Source organism: Microcoleus sp. M2_D5 (genome assembly GCF_036701935.1).
Classification (GTDB): Bacteria; Cyanobacteriota; Cyanobacteriia; order Cyanobacteriales; family Microcoleaceae; genus Microcoleus.
Genome location: NZ_JAUBRP010000055.1, coordinates 2,584 through 14,309 on the forward strand (window position 1 = coordinate 2,584; position 11,726 = coordinate 14,309).

Below are 11,726 nucleotides of genomic sequence, written 5' to 3' on the forward strand. Positions count from 1 at the left end.
GATTTTAGATTTTAGATTGATGGCTGTTTTGGGCCAAGTTGAGTTTAGCGCAATTTTGGCTCGACAACTTGTTGATTTTAGGTTTTAGATTTTAGATTTTAGATTGACGGCTGTTTTGAGCCAAGTTGAGTTTAGCGCAATTTTGGCTCGACAACTTGTTGATTCTTGATTTTAGATTTTAGATTGATGGCTGTTTTGGGCCAAGTTGAGTTTAGCGCAATTTTGGCTCGACAACTTGTTGATTCTTGATTTTAGATTTTAGATTTTCGGCAGTTACGGATAATTTGTAATATGTAATTCTAGGTTAGAGCGATCGCCCTACTTGAATCTAGTTTAGTATTGTTATAAGGCCTATAAAAATTTCAATGAAACTTTTAATTAGCAACGACGACGGCATCTTTGCACAAGGCATCCGCAGCCTCGCCAACGCTCTCGCCACCGCTGGCCACGACGTGAGTGTAGTTTGTCCCGACAGAGAGCGTTCCGCTACCGGCCACGGCCTTACCCTGCACCAACCCATCCGCGCCGAAATTGTCGAATCTATTTTTGATCCCGCAGTCCAAGCTTGGGCCTGTTCGGGTACTCCGGCCGACTGCGTGAAACTTGCTTTGTGGGCTTTACTTGACAAACCGCCGGATTTTGTCCTTTCCGGTATCAACCACGGGCCCAATTTAGGCACGGATATCATCTGTTCGGGTACGGTTTCGGCCGCAATGGAAGGAATTATGGAAGGCATTCCCAGCATTGCTTTCAGCCTCGCGAGCTTTACTTCGCAGGAATTTGGGCCGGCGGTGGATTTCGCTGTCAGCTTGCTGTCACAGTTGGAAAAACACCCAATGGCGAAACCGATGCTGTTGAATGTCAACATACCGCCAGTCACACAAGCAGAAATTACCGGAGTTGCGATCGCCCGTCAAGGCATTCGCCGCTATTTCGACATATTTCAAAAGCGCACAGATCCGCGCGGCAAAACTTATTATTGGCTGGCTGGGGAATTGTTAGAAGATGTAGAAGAAATCGCCGATTCGGCGGTGCCGCATGATATTCCTACAGACGTACAAGCTATTCGCGACAACAGAATAACCGTAACTCCTTTGCAATATAATCTCACCTGTGCTCCAGACTTGCACTCGTTGCGGGATTGGCAATTTGCAGGTTTTCCCAAGCAGTGAGCTCCGATCGACCCGATTGGAGCGGTAAACTAGGAATTAAGGAAAAGTGCCTCTCAAGGTCTATACCTTAAGCGTTAACACAGGCTCCCAATTACTTGTTAGTTTTTTTTACTCAAGAAAAACAGTTATGAACGCTCCCACCTATAACACTCATTCTGTCACTTGCCCGATCTGCAACCGTTCCAGCGTCGTAGGCCCCGTCGGGATGGTCAGTGGACTATTCACTTGCCCCCACTGCCATTCTCATATGGTAATTAGCTGGAGCGGTCATTTTGTGCGCGATCCTTTTAGTCTCAAACAACTGACGGTAGGAAAGATGCTCAGGCGCGAGAGCAGGCCGTTAGCTCGGCTTCAGCGGGACTTTGGGCTGGGTAAGCCTTTGCCGCTGATTGCAATTTTGGGCAGTGTGGTCTTTTTCGGGTGTGCGATCGCTGCTACGGAACAATCGCTACCCCGACAGCATTCATTTCAAGGATTTTTAGAGTGGGTGAGCGGAACTGGTAATTCCCAAGATGTCTCACGTTAACATTTCTTAAAAAAGATTGTGGCAGATACTGCGTGCAAATATCTATTCCTTTAGGTAGAAATCACACTATTTTAGCAATTGCATCCATCTTGAGCTACGGGTAAGCACTTAGACGCCGTGTCCTTCATCCTGTGCCCAAAAACGTCAAAACCCCAGTCCGGCAGGGGTTAAAACCCCTGTAGGGAAAGCGCTGTGCCCGTAGGTGTCAACTTAACGTGCAACCGATAGTCCGACAGTCCGACAGGGGTTGAAACCCCTGCCTCAAAGCTAAAGTCGTCTTCAGACGACTGAGGATCGCGAATTAAATAATTTACACATATTTGTGGGATGGGCGTCCCGCCCGTCCACTCATGACGGGCGGGACGCCCATCCCACAAGAACAATTAAAATGGTAAGTTATTTAATTCGCGATCCTAATGAGTTTTTGAGTCCTCTTTGATAGGGCTTTAGCTATAAGCCCTGTGGAATATCATTCCCTGGGGAAAAGTGCCGGGTGAGCGGGAGGACTGGCGGACTAAAAGCTTAAGTTGACACGCCTACGGCGCTCGCCCCAGGCGTGTACTCAATTGAGAAACTCAGCAATTTTTCTAACTGCTGCTTCTAAAATTGCTGGCGACTCGACTAAGGCAAATCGCACGTAGCCTTCTCCTGATTTCCCGAAACCGGCACCGGGGGAAGCTGCGACTCCTGTAGTCTGTACTAGCTGAGTGCAAAATTTCACGGAATCTTGGGCCCAAGGTTCCGGCAGTTTCGCCCAGACGTACATGGTGGCGGGGGGTACGGGTACTTGCCAGCCGATGCCCTGTAGCGCGTTTACAAAAGCATCCCGCCGTTTTCTGAAGGTTTCTACGCTGCTTTTGACGGTATCTTGAGGGCCTGTTAATGCGGAGATCGCTCCGTTCAAAATCCCTAGGTATTGGTTGAAGTCTACTGCGGCTTTTACCTGTCGCAGGGCTGCAATTAGTTCGGCATTGCCGATCGCGTATCCGACTCGAAAACCTCCCATACTGTACGATTTGGATAGTGTAAAAAACTCGATCGCCACACTCTTGTCTCGATCCGCCTGAAAGATTGACGGTGCCATCAATTTGCGGTTTTCCTCGATCCCAGTCGCCTCAATTGCAGAATTGCGAGCGTCAAACACCAAATCTACATAAGGGAAATCGTGCACTAAAACCAGCCGGTGTTCGCGACAAAAAGCCACGGCTTTCTCAAAAAAAGCAACCGGGGCGATCGCAGTTGTAGGATTGTGAGGATAGCTCAAAACCATCATCTTCGACTCAGCCAACACTGCTGTCGGAATATCTTCAAATATCGGCAAAAACGCATTTTCTGCTAATATCGGCATCGGATAAATTTGACCGCCGGCCAAATGCACACCGCCCGCGTGGGAAGGATAGCCCGGATCGAGCAACAAAGCAAAATCTCCGGGGTTGAGTACAGCTAAAGGCATATGCGCTGTGCCTTCTTGGGAACCAATTAACGGCAGCACTTCTGTTTCTGGATTGACTGCTATTCCAAATTTTTTCTCGTACCAAATAGCTGCTGCTTCCCGAAAATCTCTTGTGCCGTTAAATAGCAAATAGCCGTGGGTGCTGGTGTCGGACAGAGAATGTGCGATCGCCTCTGTAATGTGAGCAGCGGCCGGCAAATCCGAAGAACCCAGAGACAAGTCAATCACATTTTGTCCCGCTGCTCTAGCTTGAGCTTTTGCCCGATCCATATCGGCAAATACATTAAATTGCAGTGGTTCTAAACGTTTAGCAAATTGCATATTTTCTATATTTTTGGGAGATTTTAAGGATTATTTTTATATTAGCTAAATTATTTTTTTTACTAACCGCAGAGAGCGCAGAGGGCGCAGAGCCAGAGAGGAATATTGAGGATACAAGAGAGATATTGAAAAACTATTTGCGATTGCTATAGTTGTAAGTAGGGAGTTGGAAACTCCCGAATTATTTCCAAACTTTATAAGTGAGCGTCCAGCAAACCGATTAAAGTTTGTTTAGTAATGGCTCCCTCGTGGGAAAGCACTACTTCGGCATTTTTAAACAGCCTGAGAGCTGGGACTCCTTCTACTTTATACTGCTTGACAGTATTAGGATTGGGGTCAATTTCCATTTTAACCACTTTCAGCCGATCGCTGTAGTTGGCCGCCACCCAGTCTACCGAAGGCGCGATCAGTTTGCAAGGCCCGCACCAACTCGCCCAAAAATAGGCAAGCACTGGTTGCTCTGCTTTCAGGACTTCTGCTTCAAATTTTTCGTCGTTAATGACAATTACACTGTTGCTCATGGTTCTGCGATTATTTTTTCTATTTATTTCTAAAGCACCGGCGGGGGTGAAACTTGCACCAACTTAGAAGACAGGCCCAAAAAACTGTTACTAATTTTAAAACATTCTGCGAATTATTGAGTAGAAACTAAGGACTCGCGACTGATGGCTAATTCTGTATGGCGTTTAATTCCGCTGTTGTCGGCGTCTGGTAGCGTGCAGATGGCGATCGACCAATGGCTGCTGGAACAGCATCTAGCGGGCAAAAATCCGCCAACTCTGCGATTTTACACTTGGCAACCGGCGGCGATTTCCTTGGGCTACCACCAGCGCCGGTGGCCGGAGTTTTGGCAGCAGTTGTCTTGGGGGGGAATGCCTGTGGATTTGGTGAGGAGGCCCAGCGGCGGGCGCGCCGTGCTGCATCAAGGGGATTTAACTTATGCAGTTGTGGCGTCGGGATTTGGAAGCAGCCGTATGAAAGCTTATCAGATTATTTGCGAGTTTTTGATTGAGGGTTGGAGGGCGATGGGTTTGGATTTGCACTATGGGGAAGCTGGAAGGGGTTATATTCACAATCCGAATTGTTTTGGTACTGCGACGGGTGCGGATTTAGTTACTGCTGATGGCTGCAAGTTAATTGGTAGCGCTCAATTACGCAGGGGTGATGCTATTTTGCAGCACGGTTCTATGCGTTTGCAGCCGGATGTTTGTTTGTTTTCTCAAGTGTTTGGGGAGGATTTAATTCCTGTGCAATTACCTCTCTCTCAAGGGGGAGATGATTTGATTGCCACTGTCATTGATGTTTTGAGTGCGGCGGCTTGTCGCTGTTTTGAAATTGATTTGGAGGTGCAGCCACTTTCGGATCGGGAATGGCAGGATATTTGGGAATTAACAAGTAATCAACTGTTTCACATTTAACCTCCATATTTGGGGCGGGGTTTACTGCTACCTTTTCGGAACAGCCAAGATGGCCGTTCCACAAGAGATTTTTGGGATAATTATTGTGGGGTATACCGCCTTTTGGGAACAGCCAAGATGGCCGTTCCACAAGAAAAATTATTTGTTGTAGAATAGCCATCTTGGCTGTTACTGATACAAGTTAAAAACTTGTACAGTTATTTTTATTAAAAGTTTTCCCGGCAGTTGTTGATCCGACGCCAAAAAAGTTAAATTTAAATGCTGTACCGCTTAGGGCTGTGGCGGAATTTGAACGATCGGCTCTTTGGCAACTTCGCCCAATTTCACAGAATCCAGCAAGCTTTCCCAATCAGCCTTGAACGTTGTATCATTAGGTCGATCGCGGCGAATGGCAGCTAGGGTGCTGAGGGCATCTTGCCAAATCCCATTTTCAGCATAAATAACGGTTTTCTGGCGCGGATCGGCCTGATCTAATTGACTGCGGATATCTTCACTGAGTTCAACTCGCCGTACCGTACCGATTTCTATCTGATCTGCCGATCGGTCTAGAGAGTCGCAAATCACTGTAAAATTCCAACGGTAACTTTTGCCTACTTCCAAGGGCGGTACATTTTGGTTAGCGGGGATACTAACGCCGATTACCCCTGATAAATTGCTAATTGTGAGCTCCTGTTTATAAATCTCCTTGCCGCTTTGATCTTGTAGGATAAATTCGGCTGATTCGGCCTCTGTTTGAGGCAAGTAGAAAAAGAACGTTGGATAGTCGGAAACAGTCCGTCCCATCTTATTTTTAGGCACTAAGGCTGTGAGACCTAGCTGACTAATGCTGGCGCAGCCACCGCGCACAGGGCGTCCCGGTTGAGTGGGGGGCCGCTCATCTATATCTTCAGTAGGCTGAATGAAGCGCGGCCCTCCCGGTATAGGGTTTGGTGGCCGGTCAGGTGTGTTTATGCTGGGCTGTCCCACAACTGCCAATTGAGAAATGTTAAGTGTGGCTATCAATACTATTGAGCCAACTGATATCAGATCGATCAGAAACTTAGTAATTGTTTTCACATGAACTCCATCAATTTGTAGGGAGAGATTCTCTCTTTTTATTTCTTTTTCCTTCCCAAAATCCGGTAGACATTAACTTTTTGTTCCCTGCCTCTTAACGGTAAAGCTCCCCAAGATTCTACCTCAAATTTGTCTGCCAAATGCAGAAATGTTTCTTCTGCAATCAATATCCGGCAAGTGTCCTCGTGCCGCTCCTTTTCGCAGCTTTCTAGGCGAGAGGCAATATTTACGCTGTCGCCGATCACTCCATATTCTAAACGGGTTGTGCCTCCCAGACTACCCACCATAACAGGCCCTGTAAAGATGCCTACTCGCATTTTTACGGCCGGTAAACCGCGTGTGAGCCAATTTTGATTCATTTCTGGCAAGCGGGAACTGATGGCTAAAGCGCAAGATACGGCAAGACGAGCATCTTCTGCAATTTCTTCTGCAGTGGTGCGGGGAATGGGTACGCCAAATACTGCCAGCATTCCATCTCCGGTAAATTTATTAATCACGCCTTGATGTGCTTGGACTTCTTGGGCCATTGCTGATAAATACTCATTTAACCAACTCATTACCACTTCTGGCGCGAGTTTTTCGGAGATTGTACTAAAACCCTGCACGTCGGTGAGGACGATCGTAGCAGTAACTTTTTGACCTGGCAATAACCCTGATTCGAGCAGATGGACGCGCTCTTTCCACAAGGCATTTGCGATCGCGGGTGAAGTTTGTTGTCCTAATAATTTCATCACAATTCCTTGCTGTTGTCTCGACTGCTCGTATTTATAGGTGACTGCGACTCCTGCGGTGATTAAAAGTGCCAGGGTAGGGGAAATTAGAGGTATCCACCCCTGTTGCATGAAGAGGAAAAAGGTGAGTCCGAATAATGAGCCGCAAGCTGCGATCGCACTTCCCATCAAATTCAGCGATTTTTCTAGCCGCCAAGCTAAACAGCCGCCCGCTGCACTCCAAACCACAATCCAAAGAATTTCTTGCCATTCGTCCCAATACCAAAATAGCCCTTGGCCGTCTAAAACTGCACTGAGAATTTGGCTGGTGGCCGTTGCGTGAATTAATACCCCAGGCGTCGGGATATTACCGTTTTTTGTAGCGCTGTAGGGGGTAGAAAAAATATCTTTTACAGTTGGGGCTGTCACCCCGATTAAGACTATTTTATCTTTGACCAATTTTGGGTCTACTTGACCCTCCAAAACTTGAGTTAATGTGACGGTTTCTGCTATTTTTTTAGGAGAGCGGTAATTGAGCAATATTTGATATCCTTGTGCAGGAATGTTCTGATAACCTCCTGAGTTCGATCGCAACTTTGAAAATACTGTTTTATCTACTAAAAATTCATTGTTTTCTGTAGCTTTAGATTCTATTTTTTTGCTATCAAAATATGCAAAAGCCAGCCGGGAGGAAAATGAATAAAACGTGTTTTTACCGTCGCCAATAGACATCACATTGCGACGCACTATACCATCTGGATCGAGATACATATCGTTAAATCCTACCCGCTTGTCTGGTATGTTGGGAGGTGGCTGCACTCGATCGTACTTTAAGGAGCCGATGAAGGTAATGGGAAATACTTTGGGGTTTTTCAGTTGAGTTGCTAATTCTGCACTCCCCGGTTCGTAGGGAATATCGCGAATTATATCGAGGCCAATAGCTGTGGGTTCCAAACGCGCTATTTCGGCGATCGCTTTGGCTAAAACGCGATCGGAAATTGGCCATCTGTTTAAAGCACTAATGTCCCGATCCGTGACTTCAACTATCAGCAACCTGCGGTCGGGACCCCGATCTGGCCGCAACTGCACCATGAGGTCGTAAGCATTTAATTCTAGTGGCTGCAACCCGCCTAAATGCCTCACGCCCAATAGAGTTCCCGTCACGACAATCCAGATAATAGCAAGAGGCTGCAAGTCAGGAAAGGGGAAGAAATAAGTTAAGTTTTTTCCACGTCCATCTGCCAATTTCTGATAAATTCTCTTAAAGAATTTGGGCATAAAATTTTTTGTTTTAACCCTTATTGACAAAGTTTGCTACATCTTAATTTATCGCTGATGCCCCTTACCGATGCCCAATTTTTAGTTTTCTTGTGCGGTTTTGGCGATCGCACTTAACTGCAATCCTTGAGGATAGCTGTTTTCTTCTTTGCTGCGCTTGATGTCGGCCATTGAAATCTGGGGTTTGAGGTATTTTGCCAAAACTTTAACCACGTCGCCCCGATCGATCGTCCCCGCTACTGAACCAATCGGCGAGAGGACGATGATTCGGGGGAGTTGACGGGCTTCCATGCTGTTAATTACTTCTGCGAGGGATGCTTTTTCGGAGACTGTGGGGGTTTTTCCCAGGGGTTTCAAAATGTTGTGCAAAGTCTGAACTTGCCATTGGCTGCGTTCTGTGAAGCGGATATCGTCGATCGACACTAAGCCCAAATCGCGGCCGTTGGTCGCAGCAATGTAAAATGGAAACGGATTGACTTCTAACAAATAGCGATCGGCAAATTCTCGCAGAGTCAAATCTGCATCTACAACTCGAAAATCGCGACTCATCGCATCGCTGGCTTTAATTTTAATCAAGGCTTCTTGGAGCGAAGTAACTTGGCTGTAAGCAGTGGCATTGCGAATGCCAAACCAGCCAATCAGTGCAATCCACAAGCCGCCGTACTCGCGCGCTAAAAAGCATAAACTCAGACCCAAAGCAACACCCATCCAACCTAAAACTTGTCCTGTTTTTGCCGCCCAGCGAACGCCGGCAAATCGAGATCCGGTGATTTTCCAAATTGCTGCTTTTAAAACTTGTCCTCCATCCAAAGGCAGACCGGGAATTAAGTTAAATAATCCCAAAACGAGATTGATTAGTGCTACCCTTTCGGTGACAATTGCTAGCAAACTTTGCGGGGGAAGAACTTGAGAACCCAAACCGAGGATTAAAAACAGCGCAAAGCTGACTAGAGGGCCGGCAATGGCTACTTGAAAAGCTTGACCGGGAGTTTTGGATTCCGAGTCGATCGAAGCTACTCCGCCAAATAAGAATAAGGTAATAGAATTAACTTTAATGCCTTGCGATATCGCCGCCAAGCTGTGTCCGAGTTCGTGCAAGAGCACGGAAGCAAACAGTAGCAGAGCTATTGCTAACCCCGCACTCCAGGAGAGCGCAGGCCCCCACAGGCGGTAACTGCTGGCGTATTCGCGGGTTGCTAAGGCTAAAATTATAAACCACGAATAATCTATAACTAGGGGGATGCCAAATAAAGAGCCGATTCGCCAACCTGTCTGCATGAATTTTCCTGGGAAAGGAGAGCAAGAAAGAGTTTCTATTATATCTTTTCTCACCCCTTGCCTTTGCCTTTCCCCTGATTTTTACAGAACTCCGGCGTTACCCAAGCCCAAGATTACTCCGGCTCCGAGCAAGTGGCCGAAGCTGGCTGTTGCCAGCAATTCTGGTACGCCGAAGCCTTTGAACATTCCAGGGAGTGCAACGGGTAAAGCTGGGCCCTTGCCTCGGTTTTGCTTGGAGATGCCGTAGTAGCCGATCGCGATCGCCAGCAAATTGCATAAAATCATTGTCAGTCCTACCAGTGGCGACCACTCCGGTGTTGAGGGTGCGGTAGATTGTACGGCTAACAACAAAGATGAGTTAATCATGTTCTTATCTCCTGATTTCACAGATATATTGAGTTCCAAGATTATAAAAAGCGTTTTGCATTAAACTAAGATTTGTTTTAATAGTTAACAATTCGTTTATATTTTGATACAAATTCGGAAGGGAGGAGTCGGAGTGCGGGTTAAAATTTGCGGAATCACTAAATTAGACCAAGGAATTGCGATCGCCCGCTTGGGAGCCCAGGCTTTGGGGTTTATCTGCGTGCCGGCTTCCCCCCGCTATGTCACCCCAGAAACAATTCGCCTGATTGTCGAGCAGTTGCCGGAAAATGTCGATCGCATCGGCGTTTTTGCCAACACCACAATAGAAAATATCTGTCAAGTAGCGGCAGAGTCAAATTTAAGCGGGGTGCAGTTGCACGGAGATGAAACAGCGGAATATTGCGATCGGCTGCGGGAGTTTTTACCGGGAATTGAAATTATCAAAGCCCTGAGAGTTAAGACTCCTGAAACTTTAGCCACCGCTGCTGTTTATGCTGTTCGTGTCGATACTTTACTGCTGGATGCTTACCATCCAGGGCAATTGGGCGGTACTGGTAAAACGATCGACTGGATGATGTTATCAGAGTTTAGACCGCCGTGTCCTTGGCTGCTGGCGGGCGGTTTAACACCCGATAATATTTTAAATGCAATTGATAGCGCGATCGGCAATAACTTCAGCGGTGTTGACCTTTCTAGCGGGGTAGAAATAGCGCCGGGAGATAAAGATTTGACCAAAGTTGCTCAGTTGTTTGCTAATTTAAGTCAACTTGCTAATCATTGATACAGCATATTTCATGTAAATGTAGAACGCGAGAAACCGGGTTTCTTAAACAGTATCAGTAATGATACGAGAACTGTAAAGAAACCCGGTTTCTGGGGTGTAGTTCATAAACCTGGAATACGCTGTAAATTGCCCATACCAAATTCGCGCTTTTTATGCGATTCATTCTTTAGTCTGCGCGAGCGAAGCCTGCCTTATACAAGGCAGAACTCGTTTCTACAGTAGCAATTTCAACCGCAGTTTATGCCGTTTAGGATCGCGAATTAAATAACTTACAATTTTAATTGTTATTGTGGGATGGGCCTGAAAGCCCGTCCACTCATGACGGGCTTTCAGGCCCATCCCACTTTCAAGAGTGGAAGTTATTTAATTCTCATTCCTTATTCTTTTATCGCCGGATCTCAAAAGTACGCGCGGCGGAGCTATCGTCAAGGGAATCGCCCTCCGGTTCTTCGTATTCCAAAACCAACTCGCTCACCTTAGCACCGCTGGGGCCGCCTCGGCACCAACTAATCATTTGTTCAACAGCTTTTTTGGAGCCTTCAAAGACAGCCTCGACGCGCCCGTCGGGGAGATTTCTTACCCAGCCGCCCAGGCCGAAATACTTTGCTTGATTCCTCGTTGAATATCGGTATCCTACTCCTTGAACTAATCCCGAAACAAAAACGCGGACTCTGACGGGCGGCAACGATTGGTTTTCCATAAACAGCTCAACTTACTGCTAACATCTGTTTGACAATTTTAAGGATCAGTTTGATTATGTTAAATTTTAGTGCGATTCCCTACCCTTCGGGAACCCCTGCGGGGAACGGGATAGCTCCGCTTCACGCGCTGCCGGGATTCCTGATACGCCGCGTCACCCTGGCTTTTTCAACTATTCCCGATGTCACTGATTGGCTGGTTGTAGCTATGCTCGCGCTGGTTTACACTTCTATCGCTCTTTCCATCGGTTTTTGGTCGGGATTTCTAAAAGTAGACGTGCAAACCTCTCGGCGTACAATTTTGGGAGTGCTGATTGGCTGTTTGTTAAGTCCGGGCATCACGGAGGAATTATTGTTCCGGGTGTTAATGCTGCCGCACTCGTTTGAGAAGGCTTCTGGCTTAATGCTGTGGTTTTGGGGAGGCGCGAGTTTGGCGCTTTTTGTAGTTTACCACCCGCTGAACGCGCTGACTTTTTACCCGGTTGGTCGATCGACCTTTATGAATCCAGTGTTTTTGCTGCTGGCGGGAATTTTGGGAGTTGCGTGCTCCCTCGCATACCTGCAAAGCGGTTCTATCTGGCCTGCGGTGGCGCTTCACTGGCTCGCAGTGACAGCCTGGCTGTTGCTACTGGGCGGTTACAGGAGGCTGTATGGTTAAATGTAAAA

Annotated in this window: 12 protein-coding genes; 5 read left to right on the top strand and 7 right to left on the bottom strand. The window is 47.0% G+C overall.

The features are described 5' to 3' along the window. Positions 1-365: 365 nt before the first annotated feature. Positions 366-1,172, top strand: a complete 807-nt coding sequence (gene surE / locus QUA50_RS20820; protein ID WP_333265660.1) for a 5'/3'-nucleotidase SurE — start codon at positions 366-368, stop codon at positions 1,170-1,172. Positions 1,173-1,299: 127 nt separating this feature from the next. Further along, positions 1,300-1,698 carry a hypothetical protein gene (locus QUA50_RS20825; protein WP_333265662.1) on the top strand — a complete coding sequence of 133 codons (399 nt, stop codon included), beginning with the start codon at positions 1,300-1,302 and terminating at the stop codon, positions 1,696-1,698. Positions 1,699-2,260: 562 nt separating this feature from the next. On the opposite strand, the gene QUA50_RS20830 is transcribed toward QUA50_RS20825, so the two are convergent. Further along, positions 2,261-3,472, bottom strand: coding sequence for an LL-diaminopimelate aminotransferase (locus QUA50_RS20830; protein ID WP_333265664.1), 1,212 nt, complete (start codon positions 3,470-3,472; stop codon positions 2,261-2,263). 194 nt (positions 3,473-3,666) lie between these two features. Continuing rightward, positions 3,667-3,993: a thioredoxin domain-containing protein gene (locus tag QUA50_RS20835; RefSeq protein WP_333265666.1), complete on the bottom strand. Its 327-nt coding sequence runs from the start codon at positions 3,991-3,993 to the stop codon at positions 3,667-3,669. Between the two features lie 144 nt (positions 3,994-4,137). Here QUA50_RS20835 and QUA50_RS20840 point away from each other — a divergent pair, with 144 nt between their 5' ends. Beyond that, on the top strand, positions 4,138-4,890 hold the full coding sequence (locus QUA50_RS20840; RefSeq protein ID WP_333265668.1) for a biotin/lipoate A/B protein ligase family protein: 753 nt from the start codon (positions 4,138-4,140) through the stop codon (positions 4,888-4,890). 270 nt (positions 4,891-5,160) lie between these two features. On the opposite strand, the gene QUA50_RS20845 is transcribed toward QUA50_RS20840, so the two are convergent. The 4 genes from QUA50_RS20845 to psaK form a co-directional block, all read right to left on the bottom strand. Then, positions 5,161-5,946, bottom strand: coding sequence for a DUF928 domain-containing protein (locus QUA50_RS20845; protein WP_333265670.1), 786 nt, complete (start codon positions 5,944-5,946; stop codon positions 5,161-5,163). A gap of 38 nt (positions 5,947-5,984) precedes the next feature. Beyond that, on the bottom strand, positions 5,985-7,934 hold the full coding sequence (locus tag QUA50_RS20850; protein WP_333265672.1) for an adenylate/guanylate cyclase domain-containing protein: 1,950 nt from the start codon (positions 7,932-7,934) through the stop codon (positions 5,985-5,987). A gap of 81 nt (positions 7,935-8,015) precedes the next feature. Continuing rightward, entirely contained in the window at positions 8,016-9,212 is a 1,197-nt protein-coding gene (locus QUA50_RS20855; RefSeq protein ID WP_333265674.1) for a site-2 protease family protein, read from the bottom strand. A gap of 81 nt (positions 9,213-9,293) precedes the next feature. Beyond that, complete coding sequence (gene psaK / locus QUA50_RS20860; protein ID WP_333265676.1) at positions 9,294-9,578, bottom strand: photosystem I reaction center subunit PsaK; 285 nt, start codon at positions 9,576-9,578, stop codon at positions 9,294-9,296. A 133-nt stretch (positions 9,579-9,711) separates the two neighbouring features. Here psaK and QUA50_RS20865 point away from each other — a divergent pair, with 133 nt between their 5' ends. Next, positions 9,712-10,359, top strand: a complete 648-nt coding sequence (locus QUA50_RS20865; protein WP_333265678.1) for a phosphoribosylanthranilate isomerase — start codon at positions 9,712-9,714, stop codon at positions 10,357-10,359. Positions 10,360-10,747: 388 nt separating this feature from the next. On the opposite strand, the gene QUA50_RS20870 is transcribed toward QUA50_RS20865, so the two are convergent. Further along, the gene (locus tag QUA50_RS20870) at positions 10,748-11,062 is read right to left on the bottom strand and encodes an acylphosphatase (RefSeq protein ID WP_333265680.1); all 315 of its coding nucleotides are present in this window, start codon (positions 11,060-11,062) and stop codon (positions 10,748-10,750) included. Positions 11,063-11,118: 56 nt separating this feature from the next. Between QUA50_RS20870 and QUA50_RS20875 the strand changes: the two genes are divergently transcribed. Then, positions 11,119-11,718, top strand: coding sequence for a CPBP family glutamic-type intramembrane protease (locus QUA50_RS20875; protein WP_333265682.1), 600 nt, complete (start codon positions 11,119-11,121; stop codon positions 11,716-11,718). Positions 11,719-11,726: the final 8 nt, after the last annotated feature.

Bases quoted from the DNA above. Each gene is read 5' to 3' on its own strand.
- surE (WP_333265660.1), top strand. From the start codon at position 366: ATGAAACTTTTAATTAGCAACGACGACGGCATCTTTGCACAAGGCATC.
- QUA50_RS20825 (WP_333265662.1), top strand. From the start codon at position 1,300: ATGAACGCTCCCACCTATAACACTCATTCTGTCACTTGCCCGATCTGC.
- QUA50_RS20830 (WP_333265664.1), bottom strand. From the start codon at position 3,472: ATGCAATTTGCTAAACGTTTAGAACCACTGCAATTTAATGTATTTGCC.
- QUA50_RS20835 (WP_333265666.1), bottom strand. From the start codon at position 3,993: ATGAGCAACAGTGTAATTGTCATTAACGACGAAAAATTTGAAGCAGAA.
- QUA50_RS20840 (WP_333265668.1), top strand. From the start codon at position 4,138: ATGGCTAATTCTGTATGGCGTTTAATTCCGCTGTTGTCGGCGTCTGGT.
- QUA50_RS20850 (WP_333265672.1), bottom strand. From the start codon at position 7,934: ATGCCCAAATTCTTTAAGAGAATTTATCAGAAATTGGCAGATGGACGT.
- QUA50_RS20855 (WP_333265674.1), bottom strand. From the start codon at position 9,212: ATGCAGACAGGTTGGCGAATCGGCTCTTTATTTGGCATCCCCCTAGTT.
- psaK (WP_333265676.1), bottom strand. From the start codon at position 9,578: ATGATTAACTCATCTTTGTTGTTAGCCGTACAATCTACCGCACCCTCA.
- QUA50_RS20870 (WP_333265680.1), bottom strand. From the start codon at position 11,062: ATGGAAAACCAATCGTTGCCGCCCGTCAGAGTCCGCGTTTTTGTTTCG.
- QUA50_RS20875 (WP_333265682.1), top strand. From the start codon at position 11,119: ATGTTAAATTTTAGTGCGATTCCCTACCCTTCGGGAACCCCTGCGGGG.